This window comes from Cytobacillus solani (assembly GCF_006704205.1).
Taxonomy (GTDB): Bacteria; Bacillota; Bacilli; order Bacillales; family Cytobacillaceae; genus Cytobacillus; species Cytobacillus solani.
Genome location: NZ_CP041305.1, coordinates 1,898,488 through 1,920,196 on the forward strand (window position 1 = coordinate 1,898,488; position 21,709 = coordinate 1,920,196).

General features: G+C 38.3%; 20 protein-coding genes. 19 read left to right on the forward strand and 1 reads right to left on the reverse strand.

Going from position 1 to position 21,709, the window contains the following annotated elements; genetic code table 11:
- The first annotated feature begins 111 nt into the window (after window positions 1-111).
- From mnmE to FI644_RS09815, 7 genes are all read left to right on the forward strand, one after another.
- Window positions 112-1,497 (forward strand): tRNA uridine-5-carboxymethylaminomethyl(34) synthesis GTPase MnmE, encoded by a 1,386-nt coding sequence (gene mnmE, locus FI644_RS09785; protein WP_053478307.1) that lies wholly within the window; start codon window positions 112-114, stop codon window positions 1,495-1,497.
- 272 nt (window positions 1,498-1,769) lie between these two features.
- Window positions 1,770-3,659: a tRNA uridine-5-carboxymethylaminomethyl(34) synthesis enzyme MnmG gene (gene mnmG, locus FI644_RS09790; protein WP_053478308.1), complete on the forward strand. Its 1,890-nt coding sequence runs from the start codon at window positions 1,770-1,772 to the stop codon at window positions 3,657-3,659.
- A gap of 27 nt (window positions 3,660-3,686) precedes the next feature.
- The gene (rsmG, locus tag FI644_RS09795; protein ID WP_053478309.1) at window positions 3,687-4,403 is read left to right on the forward strand and encodes a 16S rRNA (guanine(527)-N(7))-methyltransferase RsmG; all 717 of its coding nucleotides are present in this window, start codon (window positions 3,687-3,689) and stop codon (window positions 4,401-4,403) included.
- Window positions 4,404-4,607: 204 nt separating this feature from the next.
- On the forward strand, window positions 4,608-5,486 hold the full coding sequence (gene noc / locus FI644_RS09800) for a nucleoid occlusion protein (RefSeq protein WP_057768011.1): 879 nt from the start codon (window positions 4,608-4,610) through the stop codon (window positions 5,484-5,486).
- Between the two features lie 293 nt (window positions 5,487-5,779).
- Window positions 5,780-6,541, forward strand: a complete 762-nt coding sequence (locus FI644_RS09805) for a ParA family protein (RefSeq protein ID WP_053478311.1) — start codon at window positions 5,780-5,782, stop codon at window positions 6,539-6,541.
- On the forward strand, window positions 6,534-7,376 hold the full coding sequence (locus tag FI644_RS09810; RefSeq protein ID WP_053478312.1) for a ParB/RepB/Spo0J family partition protein: 843 nt from the start codon (window positions 6,534-6,536) through the stop codon (window positions 7,374-7,376). Before FI644_RS09805 ends, FI644_RS09810 begins: the two co-directional genes overlap by 8 nt.
- Window positions 7,377-7,530: 154 nt before the next feature.
- A complete protein-coding gene (locus FI644_RS09815; RefSeq protein WP_053478313.1) occupies window positions 7,531-8,244 on the forward strand; it encodes a DUF554 domain-containing protein in 714 nt (237 codons plus the stop codon).
- Between the two features lie 40 nt (window positions 8,245-8,284).
- Here FI644_RS09815 and yyaC read toward each other — a convergent pair whose 3' ends face one another.
- A complete protein-coding gene (gene yyaC, locus FI644_RS09820) occupies window positions 8,285-8,926 on the reverse strand; it encodes a spore protease YyaC (protein WP_053478314.1) in 642 nt (213 codons plus the stop codon).
- Window positions 8,927-9,173: 247 nt separating this feature from the next.
- Between yyaC and FI644_RS09825 the strand changes: the two genes are divergently transcribed.
- The 12 genes from FI644_RS09825 to dnaB all read left to right on the forward strand — a co-directional run bounded on the left by FI644_RS09825 (window position 9,174) and on the right by dnaB (window position 21,510).
- A complete protein-coding gene (locus tag FI644_RS09825; RefSeq protein ID WP_053478315.1) occupies window positions 9,174-9,371 on the forward strand; it encodes a DUF951 domain-containing protein in 198 nt (65 codons plus the stop codon).
- Between the two features lie 127 nt (window positions 9,372-9,498).
- Entirely contained in the window at window positions 9,499-10,599 is a 1,101-nt protein-coding gene (ychF, locus tag FI644_RS09830; protein ID WP_056687015.1) for a redox-regulated ATPase YchF, read from the forward strand.
- Between the two features lie 143 nt (window positions 10,600-10,742).
- Window positions 10,743-11,663, forward strand: coding sequence for an ABC transporter permease subunit (locus FI644_RS09835; protein WP_053478317.1), 921 nt, complete (start codon window positions 10,743-10,745; stop codon window positions 11,661-11,663).
- Between the two features lie 4 nt (window positions 11,664-11,667).
- Complete coding sequence (locus FI644_RS09840; protein WP_142108256.1) at window positions 11,668-12,567, forward strand: ABC transporter permease; 900 nt, start codon at window positions 11,668-11,670, stop codon at window positions 12,565-12,567.
- A 181-nt stretch (window positions 12,568-12,748) separates the two neighbouring features.
- A complete protein-coding gene (rpsF, locus tag FI644_RS09845) occupies window positions 12,749-13,036 on the forward strand; it encodes a 30S ribosomal protein S6 (protein ID WP_053478318.1) in 288 nt (95 codons plus the stop codon).
- Window positions 13,037-13,093: 57 nt separating this feature from the next.
- Window positions 13,094-13,600 (forward strand): single-stranded DNA-binding protein, encoded by a 507-nt coding sequence (gene ssb / locus FI644_RS09850; RefSeq protein WP_053478319.1) that lies wholly within the window; start codon window positions 13,094-13,096, stop codon window positions 13,598-13,600.
- A gap of 50 nt (window positions 13,601-13,650) precedes the next feature.
- Complete coding sequence (rpsR, locus tag FI644_RS09855) at window positions 13,651-13,887, forward strand: 30S ribosomal protein S18 (protein ID WP_053478822.1); 237 nt, start codon at window positions 13,651-13,653, stop codon at window positions 13,885-13,887.
- Between the two features lie 259 nt (window positions 13,888-14,146).
- The gene (locus FI644_RS09860) at window positions 14,147-16,138 is read left to right on the forward strand and encodes a methyl-accepting chemotaxis protein (protein WP_142108257.1); all 1,992 of its coding nucleotides are present in this window, start codon (window positions 14,147-14,149) and stop codon (window positions 16,136-16,138) included.
- 182 nt (window positions 16,139-16,320) lie between these two features.
- On the forward strand, window positions 16,321-17,262 hold the full coding sequence (locus FI644_RS09865) for a YybS family protein (protein ID WP_053478321.1): 942 nt from the start codon (window positions 16,321-16,323) through the stop codon (window positions 17,260-17,262).
- A gap of 71 nt (window positions 17,263-17,333) precedes the next feature.
- Complete coding sequence (locus tag FI644_RS09870) at window positions 17,334-19,307, forward strand: DHH family phosphoesterase (RefSeq protein WP_053478322.1); 1,974 nt, start codon at window positions 17,334-17,336, stop codon at window positions 19,305-19,307.
- Window positions 19,304-19,753, forward strand: a complete 450-nt coding sequence (gene rplI / locus FI644_RS09875; protein WP_053478323.1) for a 50S ribosomal protein L9 — start codon at window positions 19,304-19,306, stop codon at window positions 19,751-19,753. The genes FI644_RS09870 and rplI overlap by 4 nt, the downstream gene beginning before the upstream one ends.
- Window positions 19,754-20,145: 392 nt before the next feature.
- On the forward strand, window positions 20,146-21,510 hold the full coding sequence (dnaB, locus tag FI644_RS09880) for a replicative DNA helicase (protein WP_056687003.1): 1,365 nt from the start codon (window positions 20,146-20,148) through the stop codon (window positions 21,508-21,510).
- Window positions 21,511-21,709 lie beyond the last annotated feature (199 nt).

Sequence of the window (21,709 nt, forward strand, 5' to 3'; positions counted from 1 at the left end):
GGATAATTGTGATAAGGGGTACGCCATTCTTTTCTTAAAAATAGGCATGTGCTATTCTATTTATTTGGGATAAACGGATTTTGGTAAGGCAGTAAGTGAGGTGGATTTTAAATGGAATTTGATACAATTGCGGCTATTTCTACACCGATGGGTGAAGGAGCGATTGCCATTGTACGATTAAGTGGAGATCAGGCAATTGCTATTGCAGATAAATTATTCAAGGGGATAGGCGGAAAAAGGTTAAAAACAGTCTCCTCCCATACGATCCATTATGGTCAAATTATTGACCCAAAAACGGAACAAGTAGCGGAAGAAGTAATGGTATCCGTGATGAAGGGTCCAAAGACCTTTACGAAAGAGGATGTTGTTGAAATAAATTGTCACGGAGGCTTAGTTTCTGTTAATCGGGTGCTCCAGTTGTTATTAACGAATGGGGCAAGACTTGCAGAGCCTGGGGAATTTACAAAACGGGCATTTTTAAACGGGCGGATTGATTTATCTCAAGCCGAAGCGGTTATGGATTTAATTCGTGCTAAAACGGATCGTGCGATGAATTTAGCTTTAGGTCAAATGGAAGGGCGATTGTCGAAGCTTATTCGGAAGCTTCGTCAAGAAATATTAGAAACATTAGCTCACGTTGAAGTGAACATCGATTATCCTGAATATGATGATGTGGAGGAAATGTCACATCGAATGTTGTTAGAAAAGGGGTCCTATGTAAAAGAGGAGATTGAGAAACTGCTTCGTACTTCCCAGCAGGGGAAAATTTTGCGGGAAGGGCTTTCTACTGTTATCGTTGGTCGTCCTAATGTAGGGAAGTCCTCATTACTGAACAGTCTTGTGCATGAAAATAAGGCAATTGTTACGGATATTCCTGGTACAACAAGAGATGTAATTGAAGAGTATGTTAATGTTCGCGGGGTCCCGCTGCGATTATTAGATACTGCAGGGATTCGGGAAACAGAGGATATTGTGGAACGTATCGGTGTGGAAAGATCACGGCAAGTATTAAAAGAAGCGGATCTTATTTTACTCGTTCTAAATTACTCAGATGAATGTACGAAAGAAGATGAAAATTTATTTAAAGCAGTGGAAGGCATGGATGTTATCGTGATCGTTAATAAAACAGACTTGCCTCAAGTGATAGACATGGACCAAGTCCATAAACTTTCAAAAAACCACAAGCTTGTTACGACTTCTTTATTAGAAGATAAAGGTGTGGATGAATTAGAGGAAGCGATCGCCTCATTATTTTTTGAAGGCTCCATTGAGGCGGGGGATTTGACCTATGTATCCAATACCCGTCATATTGCCCTGCTAAATCAAGCTTTACATTCGATTGAAGAAGCGATACAGGCTGTCGAAATGGGCACACCTATTGATATTGTCCAAATCGATTTAACAAGAACATGGGAACTGCTCGGTGAAATTATTGGAGATAGTGTCCATGAGAGCCTTATCGACCAGCTGTTTTCGCAATTTTGTTTAGGTAAATAAAGGTCATTTCTAAAAGCTCGTTATTTTAAAAATAGATTTATGTTTTATGTTTGAAAAAAGCTTAGTTGATTGGAGTGGAAGGTGCGAGACTCCTGCTCAGAGTAGTGAGACAGGTGAGACCCCACAGGCACAAAAGTGCCGAGGAGGCTCACCGCCCCCCGCGGAAAGCGAGCAACCTGGAGCAGAAATCAACCTCTACCAATTATTTGTTAATTAGCTACAATGTTTACGAAAATAGATAAAGTAAAAGAAGTAATAAAGGAGGCAGCATCATGCCATATGAAGCAGGAAATTATGATGTCATCGTTGTCGGCGCAGGTCATGCAGGCTGTGAAGCTGGCCTTGCATCAGCACGTATTGGTGCAAAGACATTAGTTGTGACAATCAACTTAGATATGATTGCCTTTATGCCATGTAATCCATCAGTTGGCGGACCGGCTAAAGGAATAGTGGTTCGGGAAATTGACGCATTAGGTGGGGAAATGGGAAAGGTAATTGATAAAACCCATATTCAAATGCGAATGTTGAATACAGGTAAAGGACCAGCTGTCCGTGCCTTAAGAGCACAAGCAGATAAATTCATGTATCAGCACGAAATGAAGAAAATTCTTGAAGAAGAAGAGAACTTGACACTTATTCAAGGAATGGTCGAAAGATTAATTGTAGAAGATGGTGTTTGCAAAGGTGTAGTGACTCAAACGGGTGCAGTCTATACGTCTAAAACAGTTATTATTACAACAGGTACCTTCCTAAGAGGAGAAATCATTTTAGGGGAATTGAAATATTCAAGCGGTCCGAACAATCAACAGCCGTCAATTAAGCTTTCCGAACATCTTCAGGAGCTTGGCTTTGATTTAGTCCGATTTAAAACAGGTACACCTCCTCGAGTAAACAGTCAAACCATTGATTATAGCAAAACGGAAATTCAGCCTGGTGATGAAACACCAAGAGCTTTTTCATACGAGACTACAAAGTATATTACAGATCAGCTGCCATGCTGGTTAACGTATACGAGTGAAGAAACGCATCAGATTATCAATAGCAATCTTCATCGATCACCGATGTATTCAGGAATGATTCAAGGAAAAGGTCCGCGTTATTGTCCATCCATTGAAGATAAGGTTGTTCGTTTCAATGATAAGCCTCGTCATCAGATTTTCTTGGAGCCTGAAGGAAGAAATACACAGGAAGTATATGTTCAAGGTCTTTCTACGAGCTTACCTGAGGAAGTTCAGCATCGGCTAATTAGAAGTGTGCCTGGCTTAGAAAATGCACAAATGATGCGTGCTGGGTATGCTATTGAATACGATGCAATTGTGCCAACACAGCTATGGCCTACATTGGAAACAAAGCAAGTAAAAAACTTATTTACAGCTGGTCAAATTAATGGAACGTCAGGTTATGAAGAAGCAGCGGGACAAGGTCTAATGGCAGGAATGAATGCTGGTTTAAAAGCACTTGGAAAAGAAGAGGTTATTTTAAGCCGCTCGGATGCTTATATTGGCGTTATGATCGATGACCTTATCACAAAGGGAACATCTGAGCCGTACCGCCTGCTTACTTCACGTGCGGAATATCGTTTATTGCTGCGCCATGATAATGCCGACTTACGCTTAACAGAGCTTGGCTATTCAATTGGTCTTATTAAAGAAGAACGTTACCAAACATTCTTAGCAAAAAAGCAATCAATTGAAGGAGAAATTAAAAGACTTCAAAAAACAATGATTAAGCCAACTGCAGAAGTTCAAGAATTAATTCACAGTCTAGGCGGAAGTGAATTAAAGGATGGGATCAGGGCTTCTGATCTATTAAAACGCCCTGAAATGACGTATGAGCATATTCAAAAGCTTGTACCTAGTGAAGAGCTGCTAAATCCCGATGTTGAAGAACAAGCAGAAATTCAAATTAAGTATGAGGGATATATTGAAAAATCCCTTCAGCAAGTTGAGCGTTTAAAAAAGATGGAAGATAAGAAAATTCCAGAGAATATCGATTATGATGCAATTAACGGACTTGCCACAGAAGCGAAGCATAATTTAAAAGAAGTACAGCCTTTATCCATTGCACAGGCTTCAAGGATTTCTGGTGTAAATCCAGCAGATATTTCAATTTTGCTGATTTATATCGAGCAGGGGCGAATCGCAAGAGTTTCAAACGAATAGAGCGAGACAATTGGAAAGGACTAGGCGATGAATACAGAACAATTTATTGATATGCTGAGTGCGAAGGGGATATCACTTTCGCCTCAGCAGCTTCAGCAATATGAAACATATTATTCTACATTAGTGGAATGGAACGAAAAAATGAACTTAACGGCTATTACTGACAAGCCTGAGGTGTATTTAAAGCATTTTTATGATTCGATTACTGCTGCTTTTTATTTTGACTTCAAGCAGCCAATACATATTTGTGATGTAGGCGCCGGGGCAGGATTTCCAAGCTTGCCAATTAAAATTGCTTTTCCGGAACTGCATGTTACCATTGTCGATTCATTAAATAAACGAATTGGATTTTTAGAGCATCTCTCAAAGCAATTGGGCTTGAAGAATGTGCAATTTGTCCATGATCGTGCGGAAACCTTCGGCCAAAAAAAGGAGCATCGTGAAGCTTATGATGTAGTTACTGCACGTGCAGTAGCACGACTGTCCGTACTTAGTGAACTATGCTTGCCGCTTGTTAAAGTCGGTGGTACTTTCGTAGCTATGAAGGGGGCAAGTGCAAAAGAGGAATTGGATGCTGGGAAAAAGGCGATTGCTGTCCTAGGCGGTAAACTTGATCAATCCTATTCCTTCACACTTCCTCAAGAAGAAAGCGAACGGAATATTTTAATTATCAAAAAAGAAAAATCGACTCCGAAAAAGTACCCTAGAAAGCCAGGGACACCGAATAAAACACCAATTGAATAATGTTACTTTTTTCATAGAAATATGGCATAATGAATGGGTTAATACAATAGCTCTCTGTAAAAGTAAATATATTAGATAACTTAATGAGGAACAGAAATGTTCACAATTGCAGTGCGAAAAAACAAGTTAACATGGTTTTCGGAAGGACTTGTCATTTTTATAGAGAATATGTAATAGGGAGTTTCGTAAAGGTGGTGCAGGGTGATGAAGCATTCTTTCTCACGCTTTTTTGGCCTAGGCGAAAAGGGAGAACAAGTAGAAGCGGAAAAGATTGAAGAACAAGTGGATATAGAGAGGATTGGGGAATTTGAAGAGGTAAAGAAAATCCCCATTGACCTAATTGTTCCTAACCGTTTTCAGCCAAGAACGGTATTTGATGATGATCGAATTGAGGAACTGTCACGAACCATTCATACACACGGCATTATTCAACCGATTGTTGTAAGAGAATTCGAAAATGGCCAGTTTGAAATTATTGCTGGTGAACGTAGATGGCGAGCAATGAAAAAGCTTGGCTGGGATGAAGTTCCAGCTATTGTAAAAAATTTAAATGATACAGAAACAGCTTCTGTCGCATTAATAGAAAATCTTCAAAGAGAAGAATTATCCCCAATTGAAGAAGCTGTAGCATACGGAAAGCTGCTAGAATTGCATAATCTAACGCAAGAGGCATTAGCCCAGCGTTTAGGCAAAGGTCAGTCTACAGTTGCTAATAAACTTAGACTATTAAAGCTCCCTCAACCTGTTCAGGATGCCTTGTTAAGCAAGGCAATTACAGAACGTCATGCACGTTCTTTGATCCCACTAAAGAATCCTGAAAAACAAGTGAAATTGCTTGAAGAAATTATCGAAAAAAATCTAAATGTTAAGCAGACAGAGGATCGTGTCGTCAGGCTTCTTGAACAAAATAATTCAAAGCCTAAGCCGAAAAGAAAAGCTTTCAGTAAGGATATGCGAATTGCGGTCAATACAATTCGTCAATCGTTGTCAATGGTATCTGATAGTGGAATTAATCTAGATTCCAAAGAAGAGGAATTTGATGAGTTTTACCAAATCACAATAAAAATCCCGAAAAAGAAATAGCTTTCATACATTATTGATACGAATAAGTATATGGCCTGTGGGGTATGCGTTTAGAACTTTGATCGTTCTTTTGGATCACTTTCGAAAACGTGTGCACTACAGGCTTTTACACATCTACATTTTTCCTTCTCCATATTTTTAACAAAAAGAATATTCTCTATCCTTTTTCATGTTAAAATAGATTACGTGATTGCCATTTTCCGATAATGGCAGTTTATCCATTTTCAAACGTTGATATTTTTCATATATATATGCTTTAAAACCTTAATTAGAAGATGAAGGTAGGTGATATCGTGGGCAAAGTCATTGCAATTGCGAATCAAAAGGGCGGAGTCGGCAAAACGACTACTTCAGTAAATCTTGGTGCATGCTTGGCATACATAGGCAAGAAGGTCTTGATCGTTGATATTGATCCGCAAGGGAATGCTACGAGCGGTGTTGGGATTGAAAAAGCAGATGTTGAACAATGTATTTATGATGTGCTAGTAGATGATGTAGAAGCTTCTAAAGTGATTATGGCAACTTCTGTTGAAAATCTTTATGCGATTCCAGCGACCATTCAGTTAGCAGGTGCAGAAATTGAGTTAGTGCCGACGATTTCCAGAGAAGTGAGGTTAAAGAGGGCATTGGAAGAGATAAAGGAAGACTATGATTATATCATCATTGACTGTCCTCCCTCATTAGGTTTGCTTACACTAAACTCATTGACTGCTTCGGATGCAGTCATCATTCCAGTTCAGTGCGAATATTACGCATTGGAAGGATTAAGTCAGCTATTAAATACTGTCCGCCTCGTTCAAAAACACTTAAATCATGAATTGAAGATTGAGGGTGTTTTATTAACGATGCTTGATGCACGGACAAATTTAGGATTGCAAGTCATTGAAGAAGTGAAAAAGTATTTTCAAGATAAAGTGTATAAAACAATTATTCCTCGAAATATCCGTTTAAGTGAAGCACCAAGCCATGGTGAGCCAATTATTACGTATGATCCTAAATCCCGTGGAGCAGAAGTATATATCGATTTGGCAAAGGAAGTGGTTTCGAATGGCTAAAGGCTTAGGAAAAGGACTAAATGCTTTTTTTACAAACATGGAAACCGTGAAGGAAGAAACGGTTCAAGAGGTCCGAACGAAAGAGCTACGGCCCAATCCTTATCAGCCTCGAAAAGTATTTGACAAGGAAGCAATTGAAGAGCTTAAGCAATCAATTATAGAACATGGTATTCTTCAGCCAATCATTGTACGCAAAAGTATTAAAGGATATGAAATTGTTGTTGGTGAAAGACGTTTCCGAGCAGCAAAGGAAGCGAAGCTCGAAACGGTTCCTGTAGTTGTAAGAGAATTAAATGAACAGCAAATGATGGAGCTTGCTGTGTTAGAGAACTTACAGCGCGAGGATTTATCTCCAATTGAAGAAGGGGCAGCCTATCAGCTTTTAATGGAAAAGCTCAAGCTAACACAAGAGGAGCTGGCAAAGCGTCTTGGAAAAAGCAGGCCACACATTGCTAACCATATTCGACTGTTATCCCTTCCACCGAAAATACAGGCTCTTATTTCAGAAGGGGAAATTTCCATGGGGCATGGCCGGGCACTTTTAGGTTTAAGAAACAAGGACAAGATCCAGGCGGTTGTAGAAAAAACAATGAAGGATCACTTAAATGTCCGACAGCTTGAACAGCTTATTCAACAGCTGAATGATGTTCCACGTGAAACAAAGAAACCTGTTCAACAAAAGGATATTTTTATTAAAGAACGGGAGTCTTCCTTACGTGACCGATTTGGCACAACTGTTACGATTAAGCAATCAAAGAATAAAGGGAAAATTGAAATAGAGTTCTTTTCAAAGGAAGATTTAGAACGAATTATAGAATTGATAGAGAAGAAGTAATTCTTGTAAACCATCATATCGATGGTTTTTTCTTTGACGATTTTTCTTTAGAAAAAGCTTAAATTTAAAAAAAGGGTTGTAAAGAGTGCTCGATACATGATAGTGTATTTTAAAAATATTCGATTTTCTAAATAGACTGAATAAGGTGAAGAAGATGTTTCTACTAGGCACACTTGTCAACGGATTATTGATTATCATTGGAACATTAATAGGTAAGCGGCTTAATCGAATTCCTGAGAATATGAAGGGAACCGTCATGTATGCAATTGGGCTCGCTGTTATGGTTCTCGGTCTGCAAATGGGTTTAAAAGGTGAAAATTTTTTAATTGTAATCCTTAGTCTCGTTTTTGGTGCAGTAATTGGCGAATACTTTGCTTTAGAGGATAAATTGAACGCGCTCGGAAACTGGCTAGAAAAAAAGCTTGGTTCGAGTGATCAAGGCAGTATCTCACAGGGGTTTGTAACAGCTACCTTAATATTTGTCATCGGTGCCATGGCTATTATTGGTGCATTAGACAGCGGGATAAGAGGCGACCATGATGTTCTGTATACGAAATCAATTATTGATGGATTTACTGCATTAATATTAGCAACAACACTTGGGATTGGCGTTCTTTTCTCTGCGTTCCCTGTGGTTATTTATCAAGGACTAATTGCCCTTTTCGCCACGCAAATTGATCGGTTTGTACCAACAGAGCTAATGAATAGCTTTATTACGGAAATGACTGCTACAGGGGGAGTCATGATATTTGCTATAGGGTTGAATTTGGCAGGGATAACAAAAATTCGCGTGGCGAATTTACTCCCAGCTATTCTAGTAACAGGCTTAATTGTAACAATCGTTTATGTATATCGTTTGTATGTTTAGCAAATAGTGGAGAGGAACAGTTTCCTCTCCACTACTCGATTTATATCTTGCTGCCTTGAATGTCCTGTTCTTTGTCTGATTCCCATTTAAATGCAGAGATGATAGGATCGGACTCATATGTGAGGCTTGCTTTATAAATCCCGTTAGCAATCGTTTTAGCCATATTCAATACAAGATGAAGTCTTGTATTTTGCAAAACGAAAAACTCCATAAATCCGCTTACATTGACAATCCCTGTTATATGAATATGTCCGACTTCAGGAAGATCCTTATTTACACCTGCTCCAGGCTTTACAGGTCCTTCTCCTGCTTGAATGACTCCAACACTTTTTAAACGGCCTAAACAAGCATCAATTCCAATAATAAATGGGTTGAAATGCACCTTTTTAATTTCGTCCAATTTTTCAGCAAGATTGACTGCATGGACAGGATTTTCCAGTGTGCCATATACAAAAAAAGAGGATAGTCTTTTCTCTTCAAGCAATGTGCCGACAAGTGGTCCCAATGAATCACCGGTTGAGCGATCTGTCCCGATGCAGACAATGACAACTGGACGGCTAGTGACCCCAGCTGGCAATAGATGTTTAACTGCCTTTGCTAAATCTCCCGCCGCATTTGTCTCATCATATGGAATTCTCGCTGCACCGTCTTTTTTATCAAACAGATTATTTCGTAAATTCACTGGTTCCACCCCTTTTTCATAGATAAAAAAGCATATTCATAGGTGTTTTTATACACGCTTTTGATTAGTAGTAACAGTATACGGAAGATTTTAGTAATGTATACGTACCGATTAAATGAAAAATGGAATCCAGGTGAAAAGACCTGTGATTTATAAGAATATACAATTAATAGAAGGTAGCCTTTGATAATTTTGCTCATTTAAGCTTAAATAAAGTAAAAGAGCACTATGTTTGGGAGGGTTAGCAGTGGAGCAAAAGGAATTTAATTTAAATGATGTGGTTGAAATGAAAAAGGCACATCCATGCGGAACGAATCGCTGGAAAGTTATTCGGATGGGGGCAGATATCCGCATAAAATGTGAGGGATGTGCACATAGTGTGTTAATTCCCCGCAGAGAATTTGCACGTAAAATAAAAAAAATTCTTGTGAAAGGCGAGGAATAACATTCATCATGCATGGTTTTGGTGAGTGCTTGTCTTTTCCCCCTTATATCTCTATAATTGTGAAGGGTATTACCTGAATGAAACCATAGATTTTTAATAGATATTTTTTAATAGAGGAGTGGCAATAATGGCTTTAACAGCTGGGATTGTAGGATTGCCGAATGTTGGAAAGTCTACATTATTTAATGCAATTACCCAGGCGGGAGCAGAATCTGCAAACTATCCGTTCTGTACAATTGATCCGAATGTTGGAATCGTAGAGGTACCGGATGACCGCTTAAACAAATTAACAGAGCTTGTTCAACCTAAGAAAACAGTTCCTACTGCCTTTGAATTCACGGATATCGCTGGAATTGTAAAAGGGGCTAGTAAAGGTGAAGGACTAGGAAATAAATTCTTGTCACATATTCGTGAAGTTGACGCTATATGTCAAGTTGTCCGCTGCTTTGCAGATGATAATATTACACATGTATCTGGAAAAGTAAATCCGATTGATGATATCGAGATTATTAACTTAGAGTTAATCTTAGCTGACTTAGAGACAGTTGATAAGCGCATCGCCCGTGTAGGAAAAATGGCGAAGCAAAAAGATAAAGAATCCATGTTTGAAATGGAGATTCTTGAAAAATTAAAGGAAGCGTTCGAAGCAGACAAGCCTGCGCGTACGGTTGAATTTACAGAAGAGCAGATGAAGGTGGCAAAAGGACTTCATTTGCTAACGATTAAACCTGTTCTTTATGTAGCAAATGTTGGCGAAGAAGATGTAGCTGATCCTTCTTCTAACGAATATGTAAAACAAGTGAGAGATTTTGCTGAAAAAGATAATGCGGAGGTCATTGTTATTTGCGCAAAGATTGAATCAGAAATTGCTGAGCTTGAAGGAGAAGAAAAGGAAATGTTTCTTCAAGAGCTTGGAATTGAAGAATCAGGTCTTGATCAGTTGATTCGTGCTGCATATAGTCTGCTTGGCTTAGCTACTTATTTTACAGCAGGTGTGCAGGAGGTTCGTGCATGGACGTTCCGTCAAGGAATGAAGGCCCCTCAATGTGCAGGCGTAATCCATTCTGATTTTGAAAAGGGCTTTATTCGTGCAGAGACTGTTTCCTATGACGATTTATTAACGGCTGGAAGTATGACAGCAGCAAAAGAAGCCGGAAAAGTACGTTTAGAAGGAAAAGAATATATCGTTAAAGATGGCGATGTCATGCATTTCCGATTCAATGTTTAATAGTGAATGAACTCTAAAACACTGTAGAATTCTATCTGCAGTGTTTTTTTTATGGGTTCAATTTTAAGAAAATAAATAATTTGTAGAATATTAAATTTATATTTGTTGTGATTTTGTAAAACTAACATTTATTGGGGGTTTCTATGAGCGTAGCTAGAACATTTTTTAAAAATGTCGTTCTTTATGTATTGATCATTTTAGCCCTGATCTTGGTTGTATTGTTTCCGCGTAATCCTTCCATGGCTGTTAGTGGAAAAGCTATGACTGTGGAAATGGGATACAATTTTTCATGGAAAGAATATAAAAACAATATTTTCCAGTATTTCCGATCTGTCTGGATGGAAAAAAGTTTGGGAGATACACGCTATGAAAGAGTGACTGTAGAAGATGAGATTAAACGTTTTTTTCCAAATAGCTTAAAACTTATTATTCCTGCTTTCTTTTTAAGTCTTTGCTTAGGTATATGGAAGGGAGTTTTTGATTACAAAAATAAATTAAAGAGGAGAAACATATTTGGCAATGGATTGACATGGCTCCTGCAATCAATCCCTGATTTTTTCATTGTGGTTTGTCTTCAGTGGCTTGTCATCTTTATTTTTCCATCTTTACGTCTTTTTAGCCAGTTAAATTGGTATGGTTTTATCGTGCCTGCCCTATTAGTTTCCGTTTATCCGATGATGTATTTAGCTAGAATTACCTCAGCAGCTCTTTCGGATGAAGAGGGTCAATATTATATTCAAGTAGCAAAAGCTAAGGGAATTCCTATGAAAGATATCATTAACCGACATATTTTGCGCAATGGCTTAAAGAAAATTTTACCCCATATGACCTCATTGATGGTACATACTTTGTCAAGTCTTCTTATTGTTGAATATTTAATTGGATATGAAGGGATGGCTTATAGACTATTTACTGCACTTGACTTCAATCTATCCTTTAATATGGGCTCTTTAAATGGTTTTGAGCCAGGAGTCATTATTGGACTTGGTCTTTGCTTTTTGCTCATGGTCATCATGGCACAGGTGACAGGATTTATTATTAAGAGAAGTCTTCGGATTCCATAATGGGGTGGCTAAACTGAGAAATAACTATCTAATATTCGGAATCATTTTGGCGGGGATTTTAGCGTTTTTTACTATACTAGGACCTTTTCTTCCCTTTGTAGATAAAGAATTAAAGGGAGAGCGGATTACTTTTCCTGAACCAGGAAAAATCGAAATGGCACCTTTTCCGCCATCTGACAGGTTTCCTATTGGTTCAGACAGGGATGGCCGGGATTTATTAAGTTTGCTAGTAATAGGGGCAAAGGATACTTTCTTCCATATTTTTATGATTGTTATTATTCGATATTTAATTGCTATTCCTTTAGGCCTTCTTGGCTTGAAAAATAAAGGATTCTTTTCCTGGATCATTAAATGGTGGAATCAACTTTTTTCTAGTTTTCCAGTTGTGTTTACGACTGCTTTAATACTTTGTTTGCCCATTTTATTATTTAATGAGCAAAGATATTATTGGTCAATCCTTATTATTGCGCTTGTGGAGGTTGGAAGGGTAAGTTTCATTATCCAGCAGCAAGCTTATGTTCTTTCACAAAAAGCATTTATTGAGGCTGGAATTACAATTGGTGTCAAGCCAATTAGGATGATCATTTCTCATTATTTCCCGAACATCTTCCCAAGCATAGTAGTGAATTTTTTTATAGACGCAGGTCGTGTTGCGATATTAATTGGGCAACTAGCTATTATAAATATATTTATATCACAAGAGTTAATTCAGGTTAATTATGGTCAAAGCCAAATTTTTAATACAAGTGTGGACTGGGCAATCCTTATTAGGGAAGCACGAAAAGATGTGATTACAGCCATTTGGATTCCATTTTTCCCAATGCTATTGATTGTTCTATCAGCATTAACTTTTAATATCCTTGGAGAAGGACTACGTAAGCATTTTAATCGGCATATGCAATAAAGTGAGATGCAGATATGTGCAAAACAAGGTGTCCGGCTGCTCTTCATAAAAGTTTTTGTATGTATGTAGGGCTTTCATTGCAAAAAACAATCTAATATGCTATACTTTCATCTTGTGAGTAATGAATAATTGCTCCTTGCCCGTATAGTCGGGCCGTTTAGACCAAAAGGAGGTGAAAGTGATGAGAAAGTACGAAATTATGTACATCATCCGCCCAAACATTGAAGATGAGGCTAAGAAAGCTCTTATTGAGCGTTTTAACACAATCTTAACTGATAATGGTGCGGAATTGACTGATTCTAAAGAGTGGGGTAAGCGTCGTTTAGCTTATGAAATCAATGATTTCCGCGATGGCTACTACCAATTAATACATGTGAATGCAGAAGCGAAAGCTGTAGATGAATTCACACGTTTAGCTAAGATCAACGAAGACATTATCCGTCAAATCGTTGTTAAAGACGAAAAATAATAGATATATTTACTAAAATGTTCCATGTGGAACAATGGTTGGAAGGAGTTGATTCTAATGATGAACCGTGTTGTTCTTGTCGGACGTTTGACAAAGGATCCAGAATTGCGGTATACCCCAAATGGAGTGCCGGTTGCAACTTTTACTCTTGCAGTAAATCGTACGTTTACGAATCAGCAAGGTGAACGAGAAGCGGACTTTATTAACTGTGTGATTTGGAGAAAGCCAGCAGAGAACGTAGCAAACTTTTTGAAAAAGGGAAGTCTTGCAGGTGTTGATGGGCGAATTCAAACGCGTAGTTATGAAGGCCAAGACGGAAAGCGCGTATATGTGACTGAAGTTCAGGCTGAAAGTGTTCAATTCTTAGAACCGCGCAATAGTAATAAAGGCGAAGGCGCTGGCTATGGCTCTCCTAGGGAACAGGATTTCCCATTTGGGAACAACAACAATCAGAATCAACAACCGCAGTACAACCGAGATAATCAGGGATATACACGTGTAGACAAAGATCCATTTGCCAATGACGGCCAAATTGATATTTCAGATGATGATCTACCGTTCTAACAGACCGATTATTTTATAACACAATATAAAGGAGGGAAATAACCATGGCTATGGGAGGACGTAGAGGAGGACGTGCAAAACGTCGTAAAGTTTGCTTTTTCACTGCAAACGGAATCACTCACATCGATTATAAAGATGTGGATCTTCTAAAAAAATTCATTTCAGAACGCGGTAAAATTTTACCACGTCGTGTAACTGGTACGAACGCTAAATACCAACGTAAGTTAACAACAGCTATTAAGCGTGCACGTACTATGGCATTACTGCCATATGTTTCAGGTGAATAACTTTTAAAAAGACATCGAATGAATCGATGTCTTTTTTTATGTCCAAAATTCACAACATTGGTAATTATTTTATTATGAGATTTACTATAAAAGTAGTAAAAGTATGTTGAATTATGTCGAAATAATGACTGATTAGTTATATTGGATGGAGTAAGGGGAGAAGAAATACAGGAATAATATACTGGGTCTAAAGGGGCATTATCTAACTAAATTTCGAGCAAACGATAGCTAGAATTAAATTAAAAATGGGGGAAAAATCTTGTTGAAATCTATAAAAGGCAAGCTTATTTTACTGATTTCTGTATTATTTATTGCTGTTCTTACCGCGGTTGGTTTTTTTGTATATCAGCAAACAGATCAAGAAATTGAAAAAGATGTAGTTGGCCAAACAAAGAGTATTGTTGCGGAAATGAATAATTCACTTCATTTATTTCTTGAAAAACATTCAATAAATATGCAGTTTTTATCACAATCTGGACGTGTAATCGATTATGTTAAGACGCATGGGGACGAAAAGGTAAATATTGAACTTGAAAAGGATTTTACCAATTTCCTGGATAAGAATAACGATGTTACTTCAATTTATGTAGCAAGTGCGAATAAAGACTTAAATATCATTCCAAAGGCAGATTTAGGAGCGGATTTCGATCCAACTTCCCGGGATTGGTATAAAAAAGCTGCTGCAAACCCTGATCAGGTAGTTTGGAGTGAACCTTATGAGGATGCGGCTACAAAGGAATATGTCGTGACAGCCTCGTATGCAGTAAAAGAAGGATCTAAAGTAATTGGTGTCATGGGTCTGGATATTAAACTTACAGATGTAACAAATATGATTAGCTCAGTCCGTATAGGATACAATGGATACCCATTTGTTTTTTCTCAACAGGGAACAGCAATCGTCCACCCTACAGAAAGAAGCAATAACTTGATGGATCTTTCATTTATTAAAGAAATGTATGAACATCCAAAAGGTGATGGCGTCATCAATTATGTGTATGAAGGGGCAAATAAAAAGTTAGTTTTTGATACTGTTCCTGGAACAGACTGGAAGGTGGGCGCAGCCTATTCTGATAAAGACTTGATGGTGACAGCTATAAAAATTAGAAATAGTATTGTTCTTATTTCTGTAATTGGCATAATTATTGCAATTGTAATTACGTATTTTGTTGCTATTGGATTGACAAAGCCTCTTGGATTACTTAAGAAGGCATTTAATCAAGTATCGAACGGTAATTTGATGGTGAAGGTAAATGTAACTTCCAAGGATGAAATTGGCGAATTAAGCGGTCATTTTAACACCATGGTGGAAAATATGAAATCGATCCTGACCGCAGTCAATTTATCTGTTAATAATGTAAAAGAATCAGCAGAAAGTTTAAGTGCTGTTTCTGAAGAAACAAATGCTTCTAGTGAGGAAATGGCTGCCGCTATTAATGAAATTGCTAAAGGCGCTACGCAATCTGCAGCAGAAGCGGAATCTGCGAATCATTTGTCTAATCAGTTAAGCACTCAAATTAATGATATTAGCGAAAAAGCTTCTGAGATGACTTCACTAGCGGAAAAAGCAGATGGCATCAATCAATCGGGAATCAAACAGATTGGTCATTTAAAAGGATCATTTACGACATCTAGGGAATACCTTGGTTCCATGGAAGAAGTAATCACTGACCTAGAGAATAAAATTGAAAAGATTGAAAAGGTGATGACCACCATTACGGAAATAAGCTCGCAAACCAATTTATTAGCTTTAAATGCTAGTATTGAAGCTGCTCGTGCAGGTGAGCATGGAAAGGGCTTTGCTGTTGTAGCTGAAGAAGTAAGGAAGCTTGCAGAGCAATCAGTTATAGCTACAGATGAAGTAAAGCTGACTATTACTGATATCCAAAACGGTGCTTTACAAGCCGTTGAATCGATGAATAAGACGAAAGAAACCTTTAATCAGCAATCTGAAGTGGTAAGTGAAACGGAGCAAAACTTCCAAAACATTTCAGGGCTTGTTGAAAGAATGAGAAACTCCATCCTTTATATAAGCAATGAGATGATTCATCTTGCTGAAAGTAAAGAAGAAGTAGTAAGTGGCATTCATAGCATGGCTGCCATGGCTGAACAGGCAGCTGCATCTTGTGAGGAAGTAAGTGCTTCTACAGATGAACAGCTTCATGCACTTCAGTCAGTTGCTGCTTCAGCGGAACAATTAACGGAATTAAGTAATGAACTAAAAGATGTTGTTGAAAAGTTTAAAATTAATTAAAGTGAGAAAAGGGATATCATTGTATTGATATCCCTTTTCCATTAGAGCTAATTCATACTAAACCAAGCTGTGAAAACCACTCTGTGATTATATTTGTTCACCTGCAAAGTATCGCATGGTTGAATCTGACTATATTACTAGCTAAAATAGACTTTATGAGTGCCCATTTAGGGGGTGGAAATTTGAGAAATGCACATAAATTAACAGAAGGAGCACTTTGTTTAGCTGTTTTTGCTGTTTTAATTTTAATGACTATCTATATCCCAGTGTTAGGGATTGTTACGAACTTATTTTTAGCAGTCCCGTTTATCTTATTTGCGGCAAAGAATACACGGATCCATTCTTTAGTTTTTCTCATTGCTGCGATCATTCTGTCTATCTTAGTAGGGACGATTCTATCGATCCCGCTTACGCTTTCTTATGGACTAGCGGGTCTTGTTATCGGGGATTTTATTCAAGGGAAAAAGAGTAGAATGTCTACTTTTGTTGCTGCTACACTAGTCTTTTTAATTACATTATTAGTACAATATGGCGCATCGGTTGTCTTTTTTAAGCTGAATTTAATTGAAGAATTTATTCAGGTGATGAAAGAATCCATTGATCAATCAGTGGCCATTGTTGAGGCTCTGGGACAAAAGGTCGATGGAACTGTTTTGGATAATTTTGATGCATTTATTAAAATGATTGAGACCTTGACCCCAAGTTTGTTCGTTATGACCTCTATCGTTGCTGTTTTATTGATTGAGTCGGTTTCCCTTCCAATTGTTAAAAGATTTGGAGTGATCCCACAGGAAAGACCACCTTTAAGAGAGCTTACTTTGCCAAAAAGTATCCTTTGGTACTATTTGGTTATCATGCTTGCTTCGCTTATTTTAAAACCTGAAGAGGGAGATTATTGGTATTTAGCCTTGGCTAATCTTTCATTTATACTTCAGCTATGTATGGTTATTCAAGGGTTGGCATTTTTATTTTATATTTGTCATATGAAAGGCATATCCAAAGCAGTTCCTATCATTGCAGCAGTCTTCACATTCTTTCCCCCAATTCTCCTTCCTATTGTTAGGATATTAGGTATAATTGACTTAGGGTTTGAATTAAGGAAAAGGTTAGAAAACAAAAATTGATAAACGAGTGTTCAAAAGGAAAATTCATCTTTTGAAAAACATCTAACACTACTGTTAGGGAGCTGAAAAGAATGCCATCTTATTTAGAAAAGCGGTCCATTCGCTATCCGATTTTTGGGTTGATGGGCATAACAGTGGTGCTTCTCGGATTATTAGCGTATTATAACTGGCTTTTGAGTATATTGGGAGTTATTCTCTCCTTTCCTCCTTTTTATTATATTTTTAAAGTGGATGCAGTGCAGAGGAAGGAAACAGAGGAATACATAACCACTCTATCTTACCGGGTAAAAAAAGTCGGTGAAGAGGCTTTGATGGAAATGCCGATTGGGATCATGCTGATTAATGATGAATATTTCATTGAATGGACCAATCCCTTTTTAGCGTCATGCTTTGATGAAGATACGTTAGTGGGAAGATCGCTTTATGATGTTGGGGATTTACTCATACCCTTAATTAAGCAGGAAGTGGAAACAGAAATCATTACTCTGCATGATCGGAAATTTCGAGTCATTCTAAAACTTGAAGAACGGCTGTTATACTTTTTCGATGTGACAGAACAAACAGAAATTGAAAAAATGTATCAGGAAGAAAGAACTGTGCTATCAATTATCTTCTTGGATAATTACGATGATTTGACACAAGGAATGGATGATCAGACGAGAAGCAGCATGAACAATGTTGTGACTTCCATTTTAAATAAGTGGGCAGTCGATAATGGGGTATTCTTAAAGAGAGTATCATCAGAAAGATTCATTGCTGTCTATAATGAGCAAATTCTTCAGCAACTTGAAAAAGGGAAATTTACCATTCTTGATGAGGTAAGAGAAACAACCTCAAAGCACAATATCCCTTTAACTTTAAGTATTGGTGTGGGAACAGGCGTATCATCTCTTCCTGAACTTGGCGTTCTTGCCCAGTCCAGTCTGGATTTAGCACTTGGAAGGGGCGGAGATCAAGTTGCCATAAAGCAGACGAATGGAAAAGTGAAATTTTTCGGAGGGAAAACAAATCCAGTCGAAAAAAGGACGAGGGTTCGTGCCCGAGTTATTGCCCATGCATTGAAGGAATTAATTACTGAAAGTGATAAAGTAATTATTATGGGACATAGAAATCCGGACATGGACGCGATTGGGGCAGCGATTGGTATTCAAAAGATTGCCGAAATGAATAAGCGTGATGGGTATATTGTTGTGAATTTCCAGGAAATTGATACAGGAATCCAGCGATTAATGACGGAAATACAAAAGAAAGAAGAGTTATTTTCGAAGTTTATCAGTCCTGCACAAGCTCTGGAAATCGCGTCAGAGGATACTTTATTAGTAATCGTTGATACACATAAGCCTTCCATGGTGATTGAAGAAAAGCTTATTCATAGGCTTGAGCATGTTGTTGTTATTGACCATCATCGCCGTGCCGAGGAGTTTATTAAAAATCCTTTGCTTGTTTATATGGAGCCATACGCTTCTTCAACTGCGGAGCTTGTAACAGAGCTGCTTGAATATCAGCCAAAGAATGTAAAGGTTGAAATGCTTGAAGCAACTGCATTATTGGCGGGGATTATTGTGGATACGAAAAGCTTTTCATTAAGAACAGGTTCTCGGACGTTTGATGCAGCATCTTATTTGCGATCGCTTGGAGCGGATACTGTTCTTGTGCAGAAGTTTTTAAAAGAAGATGTAGAGACGTATATTAAACGCTCGAAAATTATTGAGAATGTATACTTTTATCGAGAGGGAATTGCCGTTGCAAAGGGGCAGCCTGATGAAGAGTATAGCCAGGTACTGATCGCGCAGACAGCTGATACCTTATTAACGATGGATGGAGTAATCGCCTCATTTGTTATCTCGAAAAGGTCAGAGTATACAGTGGGTGTGAGTGCGCGTTCGCTAGGCGATGTAAATGTTCAAGTCATAATGGAAAATCTGGAAGGCGGAGGGCATTTAACTAATGCAGCTACCCAGCTCTCAGATGTTTCATTAGATGAAGTGGAAGAACGTTTGCAAAATGTAATTGATGAATATATGGAAGGGAGAAAAAAGGTATGAAAGTTATATTTCTGAAAGACGTAAAAGGTAAAGGAAAAAAAGGCGAGGTAAAGAATGTTGCTGACGGGTATGCACAAAACTTTCTAATTAAACAAGGCTTAGCGGTAGAGGCAAATCAGGCAAATGTCAGCACATTAAATGCCCAAAAGAAAAAGGAAGAAAAACTTGCAGCTGAAGAGCTTGCAGATGCAAAGAAACTTAAGGAAGTAATGGATAAAATTACTTTAGAGTTCTCAACAAAAGCAGGTGAAGGCGGCCGTTTATTCGGTTCTATTACAAGCAAGCAGATTGCAGAAGAACTGCAAAAGGCTCATAATTTAAAAGTGGATAAGCGAAAAATTGAACTGCCTGATGCGATACGTACACTAGGCTATACAAAAGTGTCTGTCAAGCTTCACGCTGAAGTGACAGCTACTCTGAATGTTCATGTAAAAGAAGCAAACTAAATTTGGAAGTTCCATTTACACATAAACATGATAAAATAGAAGAGTTGAAAAAATGTGATCGGTTTTCGCTGATCACATTTTTTCTAGGTGTTTGTATGTATGACGATGCTTTATCTAAATGATAATTTTATAGATTTGATTAATAGACTTTAACTTTCAGTGCCTTGGTCAAGGCGCTTTTCGTATTTAGAATTATCCAGCTGCAGCGCCTAGCCCCTCGAGGTCATAAGTCAATCCTCTCAGAAAGGTAAAGAACACCTTTCCGGGAGGCTTGCCTTATGCTTGTCGGAGCTGAACACTAAGGAAAGCTCCTTTGAGTAATCCACGCAGGAACAATCTGCTTTTGATTGTTCCGAAGGCGCTTCCGCTTTTATATTAAGGAGGTTTTATAGATGAGTGATTTATATGCAGATCGTCTTCCGCCTCAAAACATTGAAGCGGAGCAGGCGGTTCTTGGTGCGATCTTCCTTGAACCATCTTCCCTCACATTAGCCTCTGAAATTCTAATTCCAGAGGATTTTTACCGTGCGGCTCATCAAAAGATCTTTAATGTCATGCTGAAGCTAAACGATCAAGGAAAAGCGGTTGATCTAGTTACGGTGACAGAAGAATTGAGTGCAGCTAAGCTTCTCGAAGATACTGGCGGGGTCAGTTATTTAAGTGAGCTCGCCGGGTCGGTCCCAACTGCGGCAAACATAGAATATTATGCAAAAATTGTCGAAGAGAAATCTTTGCTCCGCCGGCTTATTCGAACAGCAACTAGCATTGCGCAGGACGGATATGCACGTGAGGATGAGGTTGAGGTCTTACTTGGAGAAGCTGAAAAAAATATTCTTGAAGTAGCCCAGAGAAAAAATGCAGGAGCTTTTCATAATATAAAGGATGTTCTCGTACGTACCTACGATAATATTGAAGTGATGCATAACCGAAAAGGGGACATCACTGGAATTCCAACAGGTTTTGCTGAGCTTGATAAAATGACTGCAGGCTTTCAGCGCAACGATTTAATCATTGTCGGTGCCCGTCCTTCAGTTGGTAAGACGGCCTTTGCTTTAAATATTGCCCAGAATGTTGCAACAAAGACAGAAGAGAATGTCGCGATATTCAGTCTTGAGATGGGTGCTGAACAGCTTGTGATGCGTATGCTTTGTGCAGAAGGAAATATTGATGCGCAAAGACTTCGTACCGGATCACTTACAGATGATGATTGGGGCAAGCTGACGATGGCAATGGGAAGTTTGTCAAATGCGGGTATTTTCATTGATGATACACCAGGAGTCAGGATTACAGAGATTCGTTCAAAATGTCGCCGTTTAAAGCAAGAGCATGGTCTTGGGATGATCCTGATTGACTATTTGCAGCTGATTCTTGGCAGTGGACGTTCAGGAGAAAACCGCCAGCAGGAAGTTTCAGAGATTTCTCGTTCTTTAAAAGCGTTAGCACGTGAACTGCAGATTCCTGTTATCGCTCTATCTCAGCTTTCCCGTGGAGTCGAGCAGCGTCAAGATAAGCGGCCGATGATGTCAGATATCCGTGAATCAGGGAGTATTGAGCAGGATGCGGATATTGTGGCCTTTTTATATCGTGATGACTATTATGATAAGGAATCAGAGGATAAGAATATCATTGAAATTATTATTGCTAAACAGCGTAATGGCCCAGTAGGTACAGTACAATTAGCCTTTGTTAAAGAGTATAATAAATTCGTAAACTTAGAGAGGCGGTATGATGACTCAGCGATGCCGCCAGGGGCCTAGAGGAAGAGGACTAGTGTATATACTAGTCCTTTTTTATATATCAGAAGCATGTAAGCGATATAGTAACTTGGGCGGAAAATAATCTCACTATTTAGACGAACATATTTTCATATTTTCATATAAAATGTTCGTGTTTTGTTGACTTTTATCTGTAATACTTGATAAAATAGGAATGTTTGAAAGGGATATAAGGAATATT